Below are 19,592 nucleotides of genomic sequence, written 5' to 3' on the forward strand. Positions count from 1 at the left end.
CGGGCCGGTCGGGCCCGTTGCGGTGGCTGGGCCGGTGTGCGCCCGAGGATCCGTGACCGTACCGGCTGCCGCTGACAATCCGGCCCGTCACCGGCAGCCCCGCCCGGCCCCCGCACCCCCCGGTAAGCGCAATCAGAAGTGTCACTCCGCGTCGGCTGCCGCAGACTGCAGACAGAAAGCCAGCCGAAAGGCGACCGAACACCGACAGGACGTGCCAAGGCCGGGCAATCCGCCTGGCCCTTCCTCGTCGCAGTGGAGGCGAGAGCTTTGATACCGATCAGCCGCATTCGGATCCGATGGGCCGTCCTGCTGGCCCTGCTCAGCGTCGGGGCGCTGGCACTCGCCGCCTGCTCCGCGGGGTCCGGCGGCGGCAGCGGCGGTACGAAGACCCCGGTGCCCACCAGTACGAGTACCCCCCGGGCCCGGCTCACCACCACACCCGGGGACGGCGCCAAGAACGTCGGCATCAACACCGGGGACATCCGGGCCGCCGTCGAGAACGGCACCCTGACCTCGGTCACTCTGACGGACCAGAACACCGGCCGGGCCGTGCCGGGTGCGATGGCCGGGTCCAAGGTCTCCTGGCGGCCGGACAAGGGCCTGGAGCGCGGCACGCCGTACGTGCTCACCGCGAAGGCCAAGGACCCGGGCGGCAAGACCCTGGCGAAGATCGCCCACTTCACCACCGTCTCCGAGGCCAATTCGGTGATCGCGTTCTTCACTCCGGAGGCCAGCACCAAGGTCGGTGTCGGCATGGAGGTCTCCTTCAACCTCGACAAGCCGGTGAAGAACGAGAAGGCCGTCGAATCGGCCGTCACCATCACGTCGAGCGGCGGCGAGCAGGCCGTGGGCCACTGGTTCAACCCGCAGCGGCTGGACTTCCGGCCGAAGGCGTACTGGACACCCGGGTCGGTCGTGGAAGTGCGGCTGAATCTGGCCGGCGTCGAGGTCTCCCCCGGTGTGTTCGGGGTGCAGGACAAGACGTTCACGTTCACCGTCGGGCGGTCGCAGATCTCCACGGTGGACGCGGCGAAGCAGTCGATGACCGTGGTGCGCGACGGCAGCCCGCTCAAGACCATCCCGGTCTCCAGCGGCTCCCCCGCCCACGGCACCTACAACGGCACGATGGTGATCTCGGAGAAGTACCAGCAGACCAAGATGGACAGCACGACGGTCGGGCTCGGCAGCGAGTACAACATCCCGGACGTGCCGCACGCGCAGCGCCTGACCCGTTCGGGAACCTTCATCCACGGCAACTACTGGGCCGCGCCGAGCACGTTCGGCGCGCAGGCCACCAGCCACGGCTGCGTCGGGATGCGGGACGCGCAGGGCGGTACGGACACCTCCACCCCGGCCGGCTGGTTCTACACCAACTCACTGATCGGTGACGTGGTCATCGTGAAGAACTCCGCGGGCGGCGGCAATGTCGCCCCGGACAACGGCATCAACGGCTGGAACCTCTCCTGGGACAAGTGGACGGCCGGCAGCGCCCTGAAGTGACCCGGAAACACTGGGGCTCGGCCTGCCGCACCCCCTAGGGTTTCCCTGTGGGGATGACTGAGAGCGTTGTTCGGCTGCGCGCCGGGGGGAACATACGGTCCGGACAGAGTTCCGGAGAGAACTCCGGGCTGCGGTCCGGACGGATATCCGGCCGGATATCCGGACGATGGTGGTTCGTGCCGCTGGTGGCCACCGGCTGCGTCCTTCCGCTGTACGCGGTGTGGGCGGCCGTGCTGGCCACCGGGGGCGGGGATCTGGCCGCCCAGTTCGCCTGGGCCGGTTTCGCGTCCCGGCATCCGGCGTCGGCGTACAACCTGTTCTGGTACGGCGGGACCCACACCGCCAACTACAGCCTGCTGACGCCGTATCTGATGGCCTGGTGCGGTGCCAGGACCGTCTCCGTACTGGCCGGAGCCGGCGGGACCTGGGTGCTCTCCTGTCTCGTCGTGCGCACCGGCGTGCGGTGGCCGCTCGTGCCCGCGGTGCTCGGTGCGCTCGCGCTCTGGTGCAATGTCGCGTCCGGCCGGACCACTTTCGCGGTGGGGGTGGCGATCGGGCTGCTCGCCGTGCTGTGGCTGGAACGCCGGGTCGCGGCGCCCGTGTGCGCGGCGCTGACGACCATGGCGAGTCCGGTGGCCGGGCTGTTCCTGTTGGTCATCGCGGGCGCCCTGCTGCTCGACCGGCAGTGGCGCCGGGCCCTGCGGCTCGCGCTGCCGCCGTGCGTGGTGGTCGGCGCGACGACGCTGGTCTTCCCGTTCCAGGGTGAGCAGCCGATGGCGGCGGGGAAGCTCTGGATGCCGCTGGCCGCGTGCGCCGTGCTGGGGTTCGCCGCGCGGCCCCGGATCGTCCGGTACAGCGCGCTGGTGTACGGCGCCGGCGTCGTCCTGACGTATCTGATCCCCTCCCCCATCGGGACGAACGTGGAGCGGCTCGTCGGTCTGGTGGGTCCGGTCGTGCTGCTGGTCGCGGTCCTCTCCGAGCACGCCCGGATGCGGTGCGCGCTGCTCGCCGCCGCGCTCTGCCTGAACTGCTACTGGCTGGCCGACAAGACCGCTGACGATCTGCGAGTCTCCACCACCGTGCCCGCTTGGGCCTCCGACACGAAGGGCGTTGTGACCGCGCTGGACGGGCTGCGCGCCGACCGCACCCGGGTCGAGGTGGTGCCCGCCCGCAACCACCGCGAGGCCACCCTGCTCGCCCCGCATGTGAACATGGCCCGCGGCTGGAACCGCCAGCTCGACGTGGAGCGCGGGCGGCTCTTCTACGACGGGTCGCTGACGCCCGTCACGTACCGGGCGTGGCTGGACCGGTTCGCCGTCGGGTACGTCGTGCTGCACGACGGCCGCCCCGACGGCCCGGCGGAGGGCGAGGCCGCGCTCGTACGGTCGCGGCCGCGCTGGCTCCAGCCGGTCTGGCACGACGCGCACTGGCGGATCTACCGGGTACGCGGTGCGACGCCGCTGGTGGAAGCACCCGCGAGCGTCGTGAGCGGCGGCGACGCACGGCTGGTGGTGCATGTGCCGCGGCCGGGGACGGTGACGGTACGGATCGCGTACTCGCCCTGGCTGCGGTCGAGCGGCGGCGGGTCGGTGCACCGGAGCGGGAAGTGGACCGGGCTGACGGTGCGGCACCCGGGCGACTACCGGCTCGGCTCCGGATACCGCGCGCTGGTGGACTGAGCGGGCCCGCCAGGGACAGAACAGGGCTCTACTTCTCCGCCGCCGCCCGGTAGCCGGCCGCTGTCGCTGCCGCGTCGTATCCGGGTGCCACACCCTCCACGAGTACGACGTCGCCCGGGATGTGGTCGGCGCGCAGCGGTATCAGCTCCCGGTAGGCCGGGGAGTCGTACCAGGCACGGGCCTCCACGATCCCGGGGAAGCCGATCATCACCAGTGCTCCCGGCCACTGGCCCTCGCGGACCTCCACCTGGGCGTCGTGGACGAGGAAGCGCCCGCCGAACGGGTCGAGGGTCGACTGGATCTTCTCGATGTAGACGAAGACATCCTCGACGAGCTGGTCGGTGGGGCGCAGATGGGCGACGGCGTACGCGGTCATGGGGGCTCCTCGGCAGGATCAGGCGCGGGTGGCGGATCGCGGTGGGCGATGCGCTCTGTGCCCGATCCTGCCGGGGTGGCGGCCAGGCGTCGATTACCCCGGAGGTAGTGGCCGGAGTGAGGGGGGAAGCCCGACGACGCCTCAGATGGTCGCGGTGTCGATCACGAAGCGGTAGCGCACATCGCTGCTGATCACACGCTCGTACGCCTCGTTGATCCGGTCGGCGCCGATCACCTCGATCTCCGCGCCGAAGCCGTGCTCGGCGCAGAAGTCCAGCATCTCCTGGGTCTCGCGGATACCGCCGATGCCGGAGCCCGCGAGGGTCTTGCGGCCGCCGATGACCGAGAACAGGTTGAGCGAGACGGGCTCCTCGGGGGCGCCGACGTTGACCATGGCGCCGTCCGTCTTGAGCAGGCTCAGATACGAGTCGAGCGGGAGCGGCGCGGAGACCGTGGAGACGATCAGGTCCAGGGTGCCCCGGAGCTCGTCGAAGGTCTTCGGGTCGCTGGTGGCGTAGTAGTGGTCGGCGCCCAGCTTCAGCCCGTCCTCCTGCTTGCGCAGCGACTGGCTCAGTACGGTCACCTCGGCGCCCATCGCGTGCGCGATCTTGACACCCATGTGACCGAGGCCGCCCAGGCCGACGATGGCGACCTTCTTGCCGGGGCCGGCGTTCCAGTGGGCGAGCGGCGAGTAGGTGGTTATCCCGGCGCAGAGCAGCGGCGCGGCCACGTCGAGCCCGATGCCCTCGGGGATGCGCAGGGTGTAGTTCTCGTCGACCACGATGTGCGTGGAGTAGCCGCCGTAGGTGGGCTCGCCCTGCTTGTCGAGGGCGTTGTACGTGCCGGTGTTGCCCTGGGCGCAGTACTGCTCAAGGCCGGCCTTGCAGTTGTCGCACTCCCGGCAGGAGTCGACCATGCAGCCGACACCGACCCGGTCGCCGACCGCGAACTTGGTGACCCCGGGGCCGACCTCCGCGACGATTCCGGCGATCTCGTGGCCGGGGACCATCGGGAAGATGCCCTCGCCCCAGCCGTCGCGGGCCTGGTGGATGTCGGAGTGGCAGATACCGGCGAACTTGATGTCGATCAGTACGTCGTGCTCGCCGACCGGCCGGCGCGGCACGGTGGTGCGCTCCAGCGGAGCCTTCGGTGCGGGGGCGGCGTACGCGGCGACGGTGGTGACAGTCATCCGGAAACGTTCTCCTCAGAAAAAAAGGGGTGGTCGCTCCAGCCTGCCTGATGGTTCAGCGTTCACACACCGCAGGCCGTCTCCCTGCTGTGCCTACGTCCACTGTGCGTACCACTGGCAGGGTCAGGATGGTCCGCGTACGACCACGGATACTGGACGTATGGACCAGCGTGCCGAACTCAGTGAATTCCTCCGTTCCCGCCGGGCCCGCCTCCAGCCTCAGGACGTGGGCCTGCCGGACCTGGGCAGGCACCGCAGGGTCCCCGGGCTGCGGCGCGAGGAGCTGGCGCAGCTCGCCGGGGTGTCCGTGGCGTACTACACCCGGCTCGAACAGGGTCACGGCAGCAATGTCTCCAGCGGGGTCCTGGATTCCGTGGCGCGGGCGCTGCGGCTGTCGGACGCGGAGAGCGCGCATCTGACGCACCTGGCGGGTCCGAAGCCGCGGAAGAAGCGGGCCGCCGCGGCCAGGCCGCAGCGGATGCGGCCCGAGCTCCAGCATCTGATGGACGCGATGGACAGTGTGCCGGCGTACGTCCTGGGGCGGCGGATGGACGTCCTCGGCTCGAACCGGCTGGCGCGGGCGCTGTTCGGCGACTTCACGGCGCTGCCGGCCGAGGAGCGCAATATGGCGCGGATCGTGTTCCTCGACCCCAACTCCCGTGATCTGTTCACCGAGTGGGAGTGTGTGGCCGCGGAGGTAGTGAGCACGCTCCGGCTGTTCGCGGGCTGCTTCCCCGACGATCCGCAGCTGTCCGCGCTGGTGGGTGAGCTGTCGGTCAAGAGCGACGAGTTCCGGGTGCTGTGGGCGGCGCACACCGTGCGGGACAAGGGCCACTGTGTGAAGCGGCTGCACCATCCGCTGGTGGGCGCGCTGACGCTGACGTACGAGACGCTGAATCTGCCGGGCGACCAGGACCAGAGCCTGATCGCCTACCACGCGGAGCCGGGCACGGACTCGGTGGAGGCGCTGCGGCTGCTGGCGTCCTGGGGTGTGGACGAGACCCCGCGCCTCACCCGGTAGGCCCGCGCCTCACCCGGTAGGCCCGGCAGCGGGCCACCACAGGGCTGGAGGCCGCACCGCGACCGGGTCCGTGCGGCCCGGCTCACGGCTGGTACGGCGGCGCGGCCCCCCAGCCCCAGTGCGGTACGGGTGCGCGGCGCGGCGGTTCGGCGCCGGCGCGGAGTTGGCGACGGCCAGCCGGGTGCCCCACTCGATATAGGCGGCGAACGCCGACCTGAACTCGGGGTCGTCCGGCAGCCCCACCTCGTCGGCCGCGTCCATCAGCAGCGAGACCCAGCGGCGGCGCTGCGGCTCGCTGATGTTCCGGCCCACGTGGTGGCCGAGCATCGCGGGGTAGCCGCCGTGGTGTTCGGTGTACTCGGCGGGGCCGCCGAAGACCTCACCGAGCCAGAGGGCCACATGGGCGGGATGGTCGGCGGACATCCCTGCGAAGAGGGGGCCGATGAGCCCGTCCTTGAGCACATGCACGTAGAACGCCTCGGTCAGCCGCCGCAGCGCCTCGCCACCGCCGGCCCACGCGTAGAGGGTGGGCACCGCGGCGCCCGTGCCGTGCACCGCCGTCGGCTCGTAGTGGCGCATCTCCTCGATCTGCTCGACGTAGGGCCGGATCTCGGCGAAGAAGGCCCGGAACTCCTCGCTGCCCCGGAAGCGGTCGATGTGGTCATCGGCCGAGGTCCAGGTGATGCGCAGGACGTAGGCGGCCGGCTCCTCGCTGCAGCGCGTCAGTTCGTAGTCGGCGCAGTACACGGACCGGGCGAGCGGGACTGCGGCTCGCGCGCAGGCCGCTTCGAACCCGGCGGTCCGGTCCTCGGGAATCAGGTAACGGATGTACTCGACGGTCATGCGACTCTCCCGGGCGGGTGCAGCAGCTGCGAGCGGATGCGGGGCCCCGCGCGCGGCCGGGCCCGCCGACACATTAGGTCCGGGGCGCGGGCGGAGGCCGGACCTGCCGCGCCGCCACGCGGACCCGGCCCCCGCCGCCACGCCGACCCGGCCTGCGCCGCCACGCGGACCCGCAGCCCTGCCCGCGCTCCGGTCCGGACCGGAGCGCGGGCCGCCGTGCTGGGGCCTTTCGTTCGGATCAGGCGCGAGCCCGGCCCTGATCCGAACGAAAGGCCCTACGCCGCCGCGTTCTCGGTGATGGTGACCTTGCCCTTGCGGATGGTCGCGACCCGGGGAGCCCTGCGGGCGAGCGCCGTGTCGTGGGTGACCATGATGAACGTCAGCCCGTGCTCCTTCCAGAGCACTTCCAGCACCTCCATGATCTCGTCGCGCATCCCCTCGTCGAGGTTGCCCGTCGGCTCGTCGGCGAGCAGCACCTTGGGGTTCTTGACCAGCGCGCGGGCGATGGCGACACGCTGCTGCTGACCGCCGGACATCTCGGACGGGAGGTGCCCGAAGCGTTCGGCGAGGCCGACGGATTCCAGGGCGTCGGCGGCCCTCCCGCGCCGTACGGACGGCTTGAGGCCGAGCGGGACGAGCGCGGTCTCGACGTTCTCCTGGGCGGTGAGCGTCGGTATCAGGTTGAAGGACTGGAAGACGAAGCCGATGTTCTGGGCGCGCACCTTGGTGAGCTTGGCCTCGCTGAGCTTCCCGAGGTCCACCCCGTCCAGCACGACGCTGCCCCCGGTCGGCCGGTCGAGGCCGCCGAGCATCTGGAGGAGGGTGGACTTGCCGCCGCCGGTGGGGCCCTGGATGACCAGCCGGCCGCCGTCCTCGATGGTCAGGTCGACGCCTGCGAGCGCGTCGATGGTCTTCTTGCCGCGCTGGTAGCGCTTGGTGACTCCGCTGAGTTCGTACATGGAACGGTCTCAACTCCTGCTGTACGGAGGGTGGATGGGGGTGGCGGCGGCGCTGCTACTCGACGCGGCGCAGGGCGTCCGCGGGGCGCAGCCGTGCGGCACGCCAGCCGCCGAAGCCGCCCGCGATGAGCCCGCCGGCCACGGCGAGGGCGACCGCGAGGCCGATGACGGAGACCGAGACGGGCGCGGTGAGCGCGATGTCGAGGGCCTTCGACGCTGCCTGCCTGCCGCCGCCGAACCCGCCCCTCATACCGCCGCCGAAGCCGCCGCCCCCGAAGCCGCCCCGCGCTCCGCCGGACGAGCCGGCCGACGATCCCACCGATGCGGACAGGGTCGGGCTGATGGCGGTCACGATGTAGGCGCCCGCCAGCCCGAGCGCGATCCCGATGACACCGCCGAGCAACCCGTTGACCAGCGCCTCGCCGACGACCTGGCGGGTGACGCGGCTGCTCTTCCAGCCCAGCGCCTTCAGCGTGCCGAACTCCCGCACCCGGCGGCTGACGGCCGACGAGGTGAGCAGACCGGCCACCAGGAAGGCGGCGATCAGGACCGCGATCGACAGCCACTTGCCGACGTTGGTGGCGAGGTTGGATGCGGTGGACAGCGAGCCGGACACCGTGTCCGCGAGGTCGGCGGAGGTGGTGACCGTGGTGCCGGGGACGTTCTTCTGGATCGTCGACTTGACGCCGGAGATCTGCTTCGAGTCGGTGGCCTCGACGTACACCGTGGTGACCTTGTCCTTGGCACCGGCGAGCGTCTGGGCCTGCTTCAGCGGCAGATAGAGGTTGGCCGCCGCGTCCCCGCTGTCGGGGGTGGCGATGCCCACGATCTTGTACGTGACCGAGGAGATGGTCACGGTGGAGCCGACCTTGAGCTTCTTCTTCTTGGCGTAGGAGGCGTCGGCGACGGCGACCTTGGCGTCGGTCTCCGCGCTGGTGAACGTACGTCCGCTGCTGATCTTGGACGAGGTCAGCGGGCCGAGGCCGAGGTGGGCCACGTCCGTGCCGTACACGGTGTACGAGTCGACGTCGAAGTTGGCACCGCCGCCCTGGACCTCGCCCTGCGGGGCTCCGCCGCCCCCGCCCCCGCCCCCGCCCCGGCGGCCGGTGGCGCCGCCGCCGCCCGCCCGCTGCTTGTACTCGCCGCGCTTGAACTGGCCGTTGACCTTCAGCACGTTCAGGCTCAGCCCGCCGACGGCGCTGGAGACGCCGCTCTGCTCGCCGACCTTGCCGACGGTCGCCGACGACAGGGTCTGGAAGCCCTGCACCATCACCCGGTCGCTGCTCTGCTTGGAGTCGTCGCTGCTGCCCTTCGCACCGAACTGGAACTTGGGCCGCGCGTTGCCCCCGGTGGTCCCGGCGGGGGCCTCGGCCTTGGTGACGGTCATGTCCGTACCGAGGCCGTACAGGGACTGCAGGACCTTGTCCTGCGCCTGGCCCATCCCTGCGGAGACCGAGCTGACGACGATGACCAGCGCAATCCCGAGGGCCAGCCCGGAGGCGACGACGAGCGCCGCCTTTCTGCGTCGGCGCAGCTCGCGCCGGAGGTAGGTGAAGAACATGCGGTGAAAGTAGGACCCGCCCGTGATGGCGGGATAAGGCCGGCGTGAGAGCCGGATGAGAAGGCCCCGGTGGGACCTGCGGCGCGCCGGAACGCCGACGGCGGCCCGTCCACAGAGGAGGGGCCGCCGTCGTACGGGGACGGGGTGGGCTCGCGCCCGGTCCGGTCAGGCCTGCGAACCGGCCTTCCACGCCGACCAGTTCATGTTCCAGCCGTTGAGGCCGTTGTCCGGCTGGATCGTCTTGTCGTGGGAGTTCTTCACCACGACCACGTCACCGATGAGCGAGTGGTTGTAGAACCACGCGGCCGAGGTGTTCGGGTCGTTGGCGCCCTTGGTGTCGGAGAGCCCGACACAGCCGTGGCTGGTGTTCGACGAGCCGAAGAGGGACTTGGCGCCCCAGTAGTTGCCGTGGATGAAGGTGCCGGAGCTGGACAGCCGCATGGCGTGCGGGACGTCCTTGATGTCGTACTCGCCCTTGCCGTCGGCGTTGGTGAAGCCGACCGTGGAGCCGTCCATCCGGGTCTGCTTGTACTTCTCCGAGATCACCATCTGGCCGTTGTACGTGGTGTGCTCGGGGGAGCCGGCCGAGATCGGGATGGTCTTGATCGTCTTGCCGTCCTGGGTGACCTTCATCGTGTGCGTGGCTGCGTCCACGATGGAGACCTGGTTGCGGCCGATCTTGAAGCTGACGGTCTTGTCCTGGACGCCGGTGACGCCGCCGGCGCCCTCGACCCCGTCCAGGGCCAGCTTCATCGTGACGGTCGACCCTTCCTTCCAGTACTGGTCGGGGCGGAGGTCCAGGCGGGTGGAGCTGAACCAGTGGCCGACGACCTGCTGGCCGCTGCTCGACGTCACCTTGACGGCGTCCTCGACGGCCTTCTTGTTGGTGATCGGCTTGTCGAAGTTGATCGAGACCGGCATACCGACGCCGACGGTCGAACCGTCCTCGGGCGTGAAGTTGCCGATGAAGCTGTGCGCAGGCGAGACCGTCGTGAACGACGAGTTCTCGTGCGCCTGACGACCCTTGGCGTCCTTCGCCGTGACAGCGATCTTGTACGTGGTCGAGCGCTCCAGCGGGGCGTCCGGCTTCCAGCTGGCGCCGTCGGCCGAGATGGTGCCCTTGACCGTGGTGCCCGTGGTGCTGGTCATCGCGACCTGGGTCAGCTTGCCCGAGGTGACGGCGACCTTGGCGTCCTTGTTGATGCCCGCGTTGTCGGCACCGCTCTTGGGCGTGATCGCTATTCGGGCGTCGGATGTGTCCTTCGCCGCGGCCTCGTCGACCGCACTCTGCGAGGACTTCGCACCGTCCGGGCCGCCGGCCTTGCTGTCGCCACCACTGCAGGCCGACAGCACCAGTACGCCGCCGAGCAGAGCGGACGCAGCCATCAGGCCCTTGCGCCGCCTACTTACCGTCATCACACGCTTCTCCATCGTTGCCGAATACCCCGAAAATCCCCGAGCAGGTCACCTTGAGCGCCGGGACTGTGTGCCCGCACTGTGCCCGTACCGCTCTTCAAGAACGTCTGCCCTTTAAGAACATCTGGACCGATGTGTCGGTTCCCCATCCGGTGAAGATGTGTGAAACAACACGTGCAGATCTGTGGTCCCCGCGGCCCCCGGAGTGCGGTGCCCGCACTCCGGGATCCCGTTCCACCGCTGTGTTCCCCCGTGGATGCCCTGTCACACAACGGAGTTACGGAGTCACTTCCGCCCCGTCGTCGTCCAGCTCATCCTCCTCGTCCAGGTCCCATTCCAGCGAATCGGGGTCGTAGTCGATCTGCTCGCTCGACCACCCGGCCTGGACGAGCTCGACCCCTGGCACATCGCCGAGCAGGTCGAGCGGGTCCACCAGGTGGGCGACCGCTTCTGCAGCGTCTTCCCTGACCGCGGCGTCGGCATGCACACGGTCCTCACCGAGCATGCCGGGCTGCGCCCCTTCCGCGTCGTCAGCGATCCGTTCGAGCGCGGCCTCACGGAGCGCGGGAGCGTCGTGCACCTCCAGCACCAATTCGACCTTCAGGCGCACATAGCGGGATGTTTCTTCGTTGGTCATGCGACGGAGCGTAAGGCTCCGCACGTCCACGACTTTCCTGCGACCCGCTGCTTTCACTAGCATCAGCGCGCAGAGCGCCAATTCACGTTTGCAGTAAGGGAGATCGATCCTGTGTCAGCCCGCCGGCCGCTGTTGACCGCCGCATCGGCGGGGGCCCTCCTCTGCGCCCTGTGGTTCGTGCCGTCGGCACACGCCACAGGCGATCAGCGGACCGGCGGCGCCCCCGCACACCAGGGTCAGCGGCACACCGCCGCTCTCCCGGCGACGGCCGGAAGAGCGGACACCACCGGGTATGTGGTCGGTGGATCGCTGTTCCTGGGACTCGGCGCGGCCTCCGTCGTCTACGCGCGCCGGACACACACCGGCTGACCTGCGGCCTCTCGTCCGGATCAGGACGGGGTGGGCCCCCTTGGCGTAAGGGCATCCGGCCGCGTATGCAGGTACGGGAATCCGGCCGTGTACCGGAAATCAGCCGCGTATCACGTACGGGAGTCCGGCCGCTTGCCCCGGAGGTGGCGCCGGTCGCCGGTCGGCGGAGGCGTGTCGGCGAGCCGCATCACCGCACCGTCCCGCCCCGCCACCACCGGCTTCACCGACCGTGCGGCCTTCGCCCGGTACTGCGCGGCGTCCGCCAGCCGGAACAGCCGGCGGGCGGACTTGAGCGGCCCGATCGGATCACCCGTGGACGCGACCCCGCACGCCACCCCGTCCCCGAGCTCCAGCTCGGCCGCCCGCACACAGAGATCGTCCGCGACCGCGATCACCGCGTCCGCCGAAGGGCCCACCGAGAGCAGGCAGAACTCGTCACCACCGAGCCGGGCCGCCAGCGCGCCGGGCAGCATCGCGCCGCAGACGGAGAGGACCGAGCCGAAGCGTTCGAGGAGGCGGTCGCCGGCCGCGTGGCCGTGGGTGTCGTTGACGCGCTTCAGGCCGTTGAGGTCGCAGACCATCAGGCTGACGACCGTCCCGTCGGCCAGGAACCGGTCCACCGCAGCATCCAGTCCGATGTCGACCGCGCGGCGGTTGGCGAGCCCGGTCAGCGGGTCCGTGAAGGCCAGCTTCCTGACCTCCTCCAGGCGCTCGGTCTGCGCGAGACCGGCCGCCACCACCGCGGCCAGCACCGTCGCGAAGTCCGCGTCGGACCGGTCGAAGACCGGCGTCCCCACCGGCCTGGCCACGTACAGCTCGCCCCAGGCCCGGCCGCGCAGCACTATCGGCGCGACCACACAGCTGCCGCGCCCCCGCCTGCGCAGCGCGGCCACCCGCTGGTGGCAGTAGCCGGCCGATGCCGCCGACGACTCCGCGGGCCCGTCGGCCGTCTCGACCCAGGCGTTGGGCTCGCCGCCGCTCGCCCACCGCTCGTGCAGGAATTCGGCGATCTCCGGGAAGTGGTTCACCGGGTAGGTCTCGGCATCGGGGAATTCGGCCTCGTCCTCGACCCGCTCCCCCACGTTGGCGAGCACCTTGAGCCGGCCCAGCTCCCGCTCCCAGACCGAGAGCGCGGCGAAACTGCCGCCCAGCGCCTCACAGGCACCGAGCGTCGCCGCCCGCCAGGACGCACGCGGCGTGTGCGCCGCAGCCATGGCCTGCGCCAGCGTCACCACGGCCCGCAGCCGCACATCGTCACCCATTGCTTCAGCTTAAGGACGATGTGCGGCTTTTGAGTAGTTATGCGTTACAGGCTGTGACATGCAGGCGTACGGATCCGGCCCCGGAGGCCCTCACCCTGGACGCCTGTGCCGGTCGGTCCTACTCCCCCGGCCACTGCGGCTTCCGCTTCTCGTTGAACGCCGCCACACCCTCCGCCCGGTCCCCGGAGAAGGCCACCGACCGCCAGGCCGCGTCCTCGACCTCAAGACCGGCGCGCAGATCAAGACCGTGCCCCAGCCGCAGCGCCCGCTTGGCCGCCCGCAGCCCGACCGGCGAGTTCGCCGCGATCCGCCCCGCGAGCTCCAGCGCCCCGGTCCTGGCGTCGTCGGCCAGGATGTCGATCAGGCCCAGCTCCCGCGCCTCGGCCGACTCCACCCGCCGGGCGCTGAACACCAGCTCGGCCGCGCGGGCTGCGCCGACCCGGCGCGGCAGCAGCTGCGTACCGCCGCCGCCGGGGATCACACCGACGGACACCTCGGGCAGGCCCACCACGGCGGTGGCGTCGGCGACGATCAGATCGCAGGCCAGGGCCAGTTCGAAGCCGCCGCCCAGCGCGAAGCCGTGCACGGCGGCCACGGTGGGCATCGGCAGCTCCAGTACGCCGGTGTACGCGGCGCGCGCCGTGGGGCGCTGGCGCACCAGCTCGGCGTCCGTGAGGGAGTTGCGCTCCTTGAGGTCGGCGCCCACACAGAAGGCCCGGTCGTGGGTGGAGGTCACCACCACGGTCCGCGCCGACGGGTCGGCCGCCAGCGCGTCGCAGGCCGCCGCGATCGACCGTGCCATCGCGGTCGACACGGCGTTCATCGCCTTGGGCCGGTCCAGGACCAGTTCGGCGACATGGCCGTGCCGGCGCACGACGACGTACTCGCCGAACCGCTGCCCGGCCGCCGCGCCCGTTCCACTATCTGAGATTTCTGAGGTCATCCGCGCACGATAGCCAGCGGATCCGGCGGGCGTCAGCCCCCCGCAGCGGTCAGCCGGGTGCGCCCGTCGTACGGCGGGTGAGCAGCCACGGTTCGACCACGCCGAGCCCGCGCACCGGCCGCTGCCACATCGGCTGGAGGGCGAAGCGGTAGACGGGCGGCTCCTCGCCGCTCTTCTCGGCGCGCTCGGTCTCCGCCGCCGCCTCCGACTCGGAGACCGGGGCGTCACCGTGGCGCCCCAGCTCCTCGGCGAGCGCGCCGTCCACCAGGACCGTGTCCTTGGGAGCTATCGAGGTGAGCCGCGATGCCAGGTTCACCGTCGTGCCGAACACGTCGCCCATCCGGGTCGTGACGGTGCCGAAGGCGATACCGACCCGCAGTTCCGGCATGGTCTCGTCGTTGCTCATGGTCTCGATGAGCCGCAGCGCGATCTCGGCCGCGGTGCCGGCGTCGTCCGCCGCGTACAGCACCTCGTCGCCGAGGGTCTTGATGAGCCGGCCGCCGTGCGCGGCGACCAGGTCGGCGCAGGTCGTCTCGAAGGCCTCGACCAGCTCGCCGAGCTCCTCCTCCTCCAGGCGCCGGGTCAGCCGGGTGAAACCGACGAGGTCGGCGAAGCCCACCGCGAGCCTGCGGTCGACCATCTCCTCGTCGTCGGCCGCCTGCACGACCCGGCCGGTGGCGGCCGCCAGCTGGCGCCGCCACACATAGCGCAGGAACTCCTCCAGCTCCGGCAGCAGCAACTCCACCAGGGGGTACGTGACCTCGGTGCGGGTCATCCCCGGCTCGGGCGGCTCGGTGAGACCGGCCAGGAAGGAGTCGATCTGCCACTCGGCGAGCCGGGCGGTGGTCTGGCCGGTGGACCGCGCGACCTGTACGGCCATCGGCTCGCTCAGCAGCCCCGCCTCGACGAGTCCCGCCAGCCGGCGCAGCGCGAGGACGTCCGCCTCGGTGAGCGCCTTGGCCTGGCCGATGTCCGGGAAACCCATCGCCCGCCAGAAGCGGGAGGCGAGCTCCATCGAGACGCCGGCCGTACGCGCGGCCTGGAAGGGGGTGTAGCGGCGGTCGGCGCCGAGGATCAGCTGCTCAAGGCGGATCGCGAGCGGATCGTTGGTCGGCTCCGCGGTGTGATCGACCTCATGGTGGGGGGTGCGGTACGGAGAGGAAGGGGGCTCCTCGTCCGCGCCCGACGAGATGTTGTCGACGGTCACCTGCCGCCTCCTGCCCATTCCCTGCGCACTGCCCTGCCGATCTGGCTGACGCTCCGTGCTGATCTGCCCGCGGATCGCCTCAACCATACGGCAGGTGTGCCGTAGCTCACGTGCCTGCCGCGGTTCGGACCCGCGCGGACGGGTCTCAGACCGGTCGCAGATGCACGATGTCACCGGCGCCGACCGGCTGCACCCCGTCCTCCGTGGCCAGCACCAGCCGGCCGTCACCGTCGACGGCGACGGCCTCCCCGGTCATCGAGGTGCCGCCGGGCAGCTCGGCCCGGACGGTGCGGCCCAGGGTCGAGCAGCCCGCCGCGTACGCCTCCTGGAGCCGTGAGGCGGCCGGGTCGCCCTCCGCCGCGCGCCACTCCCCGTACCACTGTTCGAGCGAACGCAGCACGGCCCGCAGCAGCGGGTCCCGGTCGGTGGAGACCGCGCCGGCGAGGGCCAGCGAGCCCGCGGTGGGGACGGGCAGCTCCTCCGTGCGGAGCGAGACGTTGAGGCCGACACCGACCACGACCGCGCCGTCCGCGGTGCGTTCGGCGAGGATGCCGCCCGCCTTGCGCTCGGCGCCGGACGGGGCCTCACCCGGACGGAGCCCGTCCGAGTCCTTGGGGTCCTCGGGCTCCTTGGGGTCCTTGGGCTCCTTGAGGTTCTCGGGGGCCTCGGGGACCGTGACCAGCAGGTCGTTCGGCCACTTCAGCGCGGTGTCGACGCCCGCCGCCCGGGAGAGACCGGTGGCCACGGCGACGCCCGTCAGCAGCGGCAGCCACCCCCAGCGCTCGACCGGGACCCGCGGAGCGGGCCGCAGGAGTACGGAGAAGAAGAGCCCGGAACGCGCGGGCGCCGACCATGTGCGGTCCAGCCGCCCGCGCGCCGCGGTCTGTTCCTCGGCGACCAGCACCGCCCCCTCGTCCAGTCCGGCGGCCCGCCCCACGAGGTCGGAGTTGGTGGACCCGGTGGTCGCGACCACGTCGAGCGAGGTCCACAGGGATTCCGGCCGCACCAGCGCGCGGCGCAGGGCCGTCGCGTTCAGCGGCGGTCGCTCCAGGTCCGACCAGCGGTTCTCAGGTACATCGGATGACGTCATGCAACCCACAGTAGGTGTGGCAAACGACGCACTGCCGAGGCGCACCCGCGCCGATACGCTTACGTGCCAGTAGCCGAACCAGTAGCCGAAACGCCCTGTCAGACGCCTGCACACCCAGGGAGCCGCATCCCGATGTCCGAGCCGGAAGAGATCAACGTCCACACCACCGCGGGCAAGCTCGCGGATCTCCAGCACCGCATCGAAGAGGCGACACACGCCGGTTCGGCGCGCGCGGTGGAGAAGCAGCATGCCAAGGGCAAGCTGACAGCCCGTGAGCGGGTGGAACTGCTCCTCGACGAGGGGTCGTTCACCGAGCTGGACGAGTTCGCCCGGCACCGCTCCACCAACTTCGGCATCGAGAAGAACCGCCCGTACGGCGACGGCGTGGTGACCGGCTACGGCACGGTCGACGGACGCCCGGTCTGCGTCTACTCGCAGGACTTCACCATCTTCGGCGGCTCGCTCGGCGAGGTGTACGGCGAGAAGATCATCAAGGTCATGGACTTCGCCATGAAGACCGGCTGCCCGGTCATCGGGATCAACGACGGCGGCGGCGCCCGCATCCAGGAGGGCGTGGCCGCGCTCGGCCTGTTCGGCGAGATCTTCCGCCGCAACGTGCACGCGTCGGGGGTGATCCCGCAGATCAGCCTGATCGTCGGCCCGTGCGCCGGCGGCGCCGTGTACTCCCCCGCGATCACCGACTTCACGGTGATGGTCGACCAGACCTCGCACATGTTCATCACCGGGCCCGACGTCATCAAGACCGTCACCGGTGAGGACGTCGGCTTCGAGGAGCTGGGCGGCGCCCGGACGCACAACTCCACGTCCGGTGTGGCGCACCACATGGCGGGCGACGAGAAGGACGCGATCGAGTACGTCAAGTCGCTGCTCTCCTACCTCCCTTCGAACAACCTCTCCGAAGCGCCCGCCTTCCCGGAGGAGGCGGACCTGGAGACCTCGGACCTGGACCGGGAGCTGGACACGCTCGTCCCGGACTCCGCGAACCAGCCGTACGACATGCACACGGCCATCGAGCATGTGCTGGACGACGGTGAGTTCCTGGAGACCCAGGGCCTGTTCGCGCCGAACATCATCACCGGTTTCGGCCGGGTCGAGGGCCACCCGGTCGGCATCGTCGCCAACCAGCCGATGCAGTTCGCGGGCTGTCTGGACATCAACGCGTCGGAGAAGGCCGCCCGGTTCGTCCGCACCTGCGACGCGTTCAACGTCCCGGTAATCACCTTCGTGGACGTGCCCGGCTTCCTGCCGGGTGTCGACCAGGAGTACGGCGGCATCATCCGGCGCGGCGCCAAGCTGATCTACGCGTACGCGGAGGCCACGGTCCCGCTGATCACGGTGATCACCCGCAAGGCGTTCGGCGGCGCGTACGACGTCATGGGCTCCAAGCACCTGGGCGCCGACCTGAATGTCGCCTGGCCCACCGCGCAGATCGCGGTGATGGGCGCGCAGGGCGCGGTGAGCATCCTGCACCGCCGCACCATCGCGGCTGCGGACGATGCCGAAGCCACCCGCGCCGGGCTGATGTCCGAGTACGAGGACACGCTGCTCAACCCGTACGTGGCGGCCGAGCGCGGCTACATCGACGCGGTGATCATGCCGTCGGAGACCCGGCGGCACATCGTGCGGGGGCTGCGTCAGCTGCGTACGAAGCGGGAGTCCCTGCCGCCCAAGAAGCACGGCAACATCCCGCTGTAGACCGGACTTCCGCCATCCCACGAAGGGCTCGACGATGATCAAGGTCGTACGGGGAAACCCGACCCCGGAGGAACTGGCCGCCGCGGTGGCGGTGGTGCAGGCACGGGCCGCCGCCGCGGTCTGCGCACCGTCGGGACCGCCGCTGCCGCCCGAGGAGTGGTCCGATCCGGCGCGTATCGCCCGGCACCGGATACAGCAGCCGGGACCGCGCGCGTGGGCGCGCACCTACTGGCCGGCGTAGGTCCTGTCCGGGCGCGGGGACTCAGACCGCGGCAGGGGGCTCATCGGCGGGCGCCGATGAGCCCCCTGCTGCCGCCCGGCCAGTCCCCGCCGCGGCGGCGGCCCTGCGGGGTTCGCCCGGACCGCGCGGGTCAGGCGGCGCGTACGTGCGCCGCGGCCCGCTCCGCTGCGCGGACCACCCGCTCGGTGTCCACGTTCACCAGCTCGCCGCCCGACTTGCGCAGACAGCCGTCGATGAAGACCTCGCTGACGTTCGGGGGCTGGCCGTTGAGCACGATCTGGCTGATCCAGTCGAAGCGCGGCGCGAAGTTGAGGGTGCCGGGGTCCAGGACGAGGACATCGGCGCGCTTGCCCGGCGTCAGCGACCCGACCTGGTCCGCCATCCCGATGCACTCGGCGCCGCCCATCGTCGCCAGCCGCAGCACGGCCGGGATGGTCGGATGGATCTCGGCGTCCTGGTGGAGCGCCCGCTGCAGTCCGACGGCCGCTTTCATCACGTTGAACATGTCGGACGTGTCGTTGGTACCGCCGTCGTGGCCGAGCCCGGCCTTGACGCCGTGCCGGTGCATCGCGGGCAGCGGCATGATGCCGGAGGCCAGCCGCATGTTGCTGAGCGGGCAGTGCGCCACCCGCACATCGTGGTCACCGGTCAGCGCGATCTCGTCGTCGGTGAGGTGGATCGCGTGGTTCATCAGCAGTTCGGGGCCGAAGGCGCCGACCTCGCGCAGGGCGCGGATCTGCTCGTCCTTGCGGTCGGTCGCGGCCTCCAGCACATGGGAGTTGATCATCAGGCCGAGATCGCGTGAGACCTCGTGCAGCAGCCGCAGGTCCTTGATCCCGGACATGGCCGCGTGCACCGCCACCTGGGCGGAGGCCAGCGGCAGCGGGTCCAGGAAGTCCTTCTTGACCTCCGGGATCAGATGGCGGTCGGCCCCGCTCTGCGTCATGGCGTAGACGAACCGCAGTCCCGAGTCGTGCAGCGCCCTGACATAGCGCTCGCTGGTGTCGTACGGGATGGGGTGCACCCAGTCCACGACGGTGGTGACGCCGGTCTGCAGGGCGTCGAGGGCCGCGAGGTGGACGAAGCCGTACATGTCCTGGGCGTCGATCTTCGGCAGGACGGCCCGGTTGCAGGCGTCCAGCCAGCCGGTCACGTTCCGGTCGGAGCAGCCGCCGCGGATGCTCGACTGCCAGAGGTGGTTGTGGATGTCGACGAAGCCCGGCAGGACCAGCCTGCCGGTGGCGTCCACCACCCGCGCGCCGTGCGGCACGTCGAGCCCCTTCCCGACAGCGGCGATCTTCCCGTCCCGCAGCAGGACGTCGGTGCCGCCCTCCATCGTGCCGAGCACACCCTTGCCGATGGCGGGGTCCATGGTGAGGACCAGGTCGGCGCCGCGCAGCACCGTGGTCCGCCGCTCACCCGGGTTCTCGCTGTGGCCGCCCGGCCGTTCGCGGGCGGCGGCCGGTAACCCGGCGGCTGCCGCCAGCGGAACACTGCCCAGACCTGCGAGAACGCTGCGCCGGCTCATTTTCGGAAAGTTCATTCCATTTTTATACCGTGGCAACAACACGGCGCAGCAAGGCG

18 protein-coding genes are annotated in these 19,592 nt (G+C 70.8%); 6 read left to right on the forward strand and 12 right to left on the reverse strand.

Annotated elements, in window-relative coordinates; all coding sequences use genetic code 11:
* The first annotated feature begins 267 nt into the window (after window positions 1-267).
* Both OG385_RS10035 and OG385_RS10040 read left to right on the forward strand, forming a co-directional pair.
* Complete coding sequence (locus tag OG385_RS10035) at window positions 268-1,500, forward strand: Ig-like domain-containing protein (RefSeq protein ID WP_266853791.1); 1,233 nt, start codon at window positions 268-270, stop codon at window positions 1,498-1,500.
* Window positions 1,501-1,676: 176 nt separating this feature from the next.
* A complete protein-coding gene (locus OG385_RS10040) occupies window positions 1,677-3,179 on the forward strand; it encodes a hypothetical protein (RefSeq protein ID WP_266853793.1) in 1,503 nt (500 codons plus the stop codon).
* 28 nt (window positions 3,180-3,207) lie between these two features.
* On the opposite strand, the gene OG385_RS10045 is transcribed toward OG385_RS10040, so the two are convergent.
* Both OG385_RS10045 and OG385_RS10050 read right to left on the reverse strand, forming a co-directional pair.
* Complete coding sequence (locus OG385_RS10045) at window positions 3,208-3,555, reverse strand: DUF1330 domain-containing protein (RefSeq protein WP_266853795.1); 348 nt, start codon at window positions 3,553-3,555, stop codon at window positions 3,208-3,210.
* A gap of 141 nt (window positions 3,556-3,696) precedes the next feature.
* Complete coding sequence (locus OG385_RS10050) at window positions 3,697-4,743, reverse strand: NAD(P)-dependent alcohol dehydrogenase (RefSeq protein ID WP_266853796.1); 1,047 nt, start codon at window positions 4,741-4,743, stop codon at window positions 3,697-3,699.
* Between the two features lie 160 nt (window positions 4,744-4,903).
* On the opposite strand from OG385_RS10050, the gene OG385_RS10055 reads away from it, so the two are divergent.
* A complete protein-coding gene (locus tag OG385_RS10055) occupies window positions 4,904-5,764 on the forward strand; it encodes a helix-turn-helix domain-containing protein (RefSeq protein ID WP_266853798.1) in 861 nt (286 codons plus the stop codon).
* A gap of 9 nt (window positions 5,765-5,773) precedes the next feature.
* Here OG385_RS10055 and OG385_RS10060 read toward each other — a convergent pair whose 3' ends face one another.
* The 5 genes from OG385_RS10060 to OG385_RS10080 all read right to left on the reverse strand — a co-directional run bounded on the left by OG385_RS10060 (window position 5,774) and on the right by OG385_RS10080 (window position 11,180).
* Window positions 5,774-6,607 carry an antibiotic biosynthesis monooxygenase gene (locus OG385_RS10060; protein WP_323183710.1) on the reverse strand — a complete coding sequence of 278 codons (834 nt, stop codon included), beginning with the start codon at window positions 6,605-6,607 and terminating at the stop codon, window positions 5,774-5,776.
* A 275-nt stretch (window positions 6,608-6,882) separates the two neighbouring features.
* A complete protein-coding gene (locus tag OG385_RS10065) occupies window positions 6,883-7,566 on the reverse strand; it encodes an ABC transporter ATP-binding protein (RefSeq protein ID WP_266853800.1) in 684 nt (227 codons plus the stop codon).
* Window positions 7,567-7,621: 55 nt separating this feature from the next.
* Window positions 7,622-9,127, reverse strand: a complete 1,506-nt coding sequence (locus OG385_RS10070; protein ID WP_266853802.1) for an ABC transporter permease — start codon at window positions 9,125-9,127, stop codon at window positions 7,622-7,624.
* Between the two features lie 165 nt (window positions 9,128-9,292).
* Window positions 9,293-10,558 (reverse strand): Ig-like domain-containing protein, encoded by a 1,266-nt coding sequence (locus OG385_RS10075; RefSeq protein ID WP_266853804.1) that lies wholly within the window; start codon window positions 10,556-10,558, stop codon window positions 9,293-9,295.
* A gap of 262 nt (window positions 10,559-10,820) precedes the next feature.
* The gene (locus OG385_RS10080; protein ID WP_266853806.1) at window positions 10,821-11,180 is read right to left on the reverse strand and encodes a hypothetical protein; all 360 of its coding nucleotides are present in this window, start codon (window positions 11,178-11,180) and stop codon (window positions 10,821-10,823) included.
* Window positions 11,181-11,291: 111 nt separating this feature from the next.
* Between OG385_RS10080 and OG385_RS10085 the strand changes: the two genes are divergently transcribed.
* Window positions 11,292-11,549 carry a hypothetical protein gene (locus OG385_RS10085; RefSeq protein WP_266853808.1) on the forward strand — a complete coding sequence of 86 codons (258 nt, stop codon included), beginning with the start codon at window positions 11,292-11,294 and terminating at the stop codon, window positions 11,547-11,549.
* A gap of 110 nt (window positions 11,550-11,659) precedes the next feature.
* Here the strand turns inward: OG385_RS10085 and OG385_RS10090 are convergent, their stop codons facing one another.
* The 4 genes from OG385_RS10090 to OG385_RS10105 all read right to left on the reverse strand — a co-directional run bounded on the left by OG385_RS10090 (window position 11,660) and on the right by OG385_RS10105 (window position 16,051).
* Window positions 11,660-12,811 (reverse strand): GGDEF domain-containing protein, encoded by a 1,152-nt coding sequence (locus tag OG385_RS10090; protein WP_266853810.1) that lies wholly within the window; start codon window positions 12,809-12,811, stop codon window positions 11,660-11,662.
* Between the two features lie 118 nt (window positions 12,812-12,929).
* Window positions 12,930-13,754 (reverse strand): enoyl-CoA hydratase/isomerase family protein, encoded by an 825-nt coding sequence (locus OG385_RS10095; RefSeq protein ID WP_266853812.1) that lies wholly within the window; start codon window positions 13,752-13,754, stop codon window positions 12,930-12,932.
* 49 nt (window positions 13,755-13,803) lie between these two features.
* A complete protein-coding gene (locus tag OG385_RS10100; RefSeq protein WP_266853814.1) occupies window positions 13,804-14,961 on the reverse strand; it encodes an adenylate/guanylate cyclase domain-containing protein in 1,158 nt (385 codons plus the stop codon).
* A gap of 145 nt (window positions 14,962-15,106) precedes the next feature.
* Complete coding sequence (locus tag OG385_RS10105) at window positions 15,107-16,051, reverse strand: biotin--[acetyl-CoA-carboxylase] ligase (protein ID WP_266853816.1); 945 nt, start codon at window positions 16,049-16,051, stop codon at window positions 15,107-15,109.
* A gap of 132 nt (window positions 16,052-16,183) precedes the next feature.
* On the opposite strand from OG385_RS10105, the gene OG385_RS10110 reads away from it, so the two are divergent.
* Window positions 16,184-17,767, forward strand: a complete 1,584-nt coding sequence (locus OG385_RS10110) for an acyl-CoA carboxylase subunit beta (RefSeq protein ID WP_266853818.1) — start codon at window positions 16,184-16,186, stop codon at window positions 17,765-17,767.
* A 34-nt stretch (window positions 17,768-17,801) separates the two neighbouring features.
* Complete coding sequence (locus tag OG385_RS10115) at window positions 17,802-18,008, forward strand: acyl-CoA carboxylase epsilon subunit (protein WP_266853820.1); 207 nt, start codon at window positions 17,802-17,804, stop codon at window positions 18,006-18,008.
* A gap of 130 nt (window positions 18,009-18,138) precedes the next feature.
* Here OG385_RS10115 and OG385_RS10120 read toward each other — a convergent pair whose 3' ends face one another.
* Window positions 18,139-19,551: an amidohydrolase family protein gene (locus OG385_RS10120; RefSeq protein WP_266853822.1), complete on the reverse strand. Its 1,413-nt coding sequence runs from the start codon at window positions 19,549-19,551 to the stop codon at window positions 18,139-18,141.
* Window positions 19,552-19,592: the final 41 nt, after the last annotated feature.

It is taken from the genome of Streptomyces sp. NBC_01306 (genome assembly GCF_026340465.1).
In the GTDB taxonomy this organism is placed as follows: Bacteria; Actinomycetota; Actinomycetes; order Streptomycetales; family Streptomycetaceae; genus Streptomyces.

Bases quoted from the DNA above. Each gene is read 5' to 3' on its own strand.
- OG385_RS10045 (WP_266853795.1), bottom strand. From the start codon at position 3,555: ATGACCGCGTACGCCGTCGCCCATCTGCGCCCCACCGACCAGCTCGTC.
- OG385_RS10050 (WP_266853796.1), bottom strand. From the start codon at position 4,743: ATGACTGTCACCACCGTCGCCGCGTACGCCGCCCCCGCACCGAAGGCT.
- OG385_RS10055 (WP_266853798.1), top strand. From the start codon at position 4,904: ATGGACCAGCGTGCCGAACTCAGTGAATTCCTCCGTTCCCGCCGGGCC.
- OG385_RS10060 (WP_323183710.1), bottom strand. From the start codon at position 6,607: ATGACCGTCGAGTACATCCGTTACCTGATTCCCGAGGACCGGACCGCC.
- OG385_RS10065 (WP_266853800.1), bottom strand. From the start codon at position 7,566: ATGTACGAACTCAGCGGAGTCACCAAGCGCTACCAGCGCGGCAAGAAG.
- OG385_RS10070 (WP_266853802.1), bottom strand. From the start codon at position 9,127: ATGTTCTTCACCTACCTCCGGCGCGAGCTGCGCCGACGCAGAAAGGCG.
- OG385_RS10075 (WP_266853804.1), bottom strand. From the start codon at position 10,558: ATGGAGAAGCGTGTGATGACGGTAAGTAGGCGGCGCAAGGGCCTGATG.
- OG385_RS10080 (WP_266853806.1), bottom strand. From the start codon at position 11,180: ATGACCAACGAAGAAACATCCCGCTATGTGCGCCTGAAGGTCGAATTG.
- OG385_RS10090 (WP_266853810.1), bottom strand. From the start codon at position 12,811: ATGGGTGACGATGTGCGGCTGCGGGCCGTGGTGACGCTGGCGCAGGCC.
- OG385_RS10095 (WP_266853812.1), bottom strand. From the start codon at position 13,754: ATGACCTCAGAAATCTCAGATAGTGGAACGGGCGCGGCGGCCGGGCAG.
- OG385_RS10105 (WP_266853816.1), bottom strand. From the start codon at position 16,051: ATGACGTCATCCGATGTACCTGAGAACCGCTGGTCGGACCTGGAGCGA.
- OG385_RS10110 (WP_266853818.1), top strand. From the start codon at position 16,184: ATGTCCGAGCCGGAAGAGATCAACGTCCACACCACCGCGGGCAAGCTC.
- OG385_RS10115 (WP_266853820.1), top strand. From the start codon at position 17,802: ATGATCAAGGTCGTACGGGGAAACCCGACCCCGGAGGAACTGGCCGCC.
- OG385_RS10120 (WP_266853822.1), bottom strand. From the start codon at position 19,551: ATGAACTTTCCGAAAATGAGCCGGCGCAGCGTTCTCGCAGGTCTGGGC.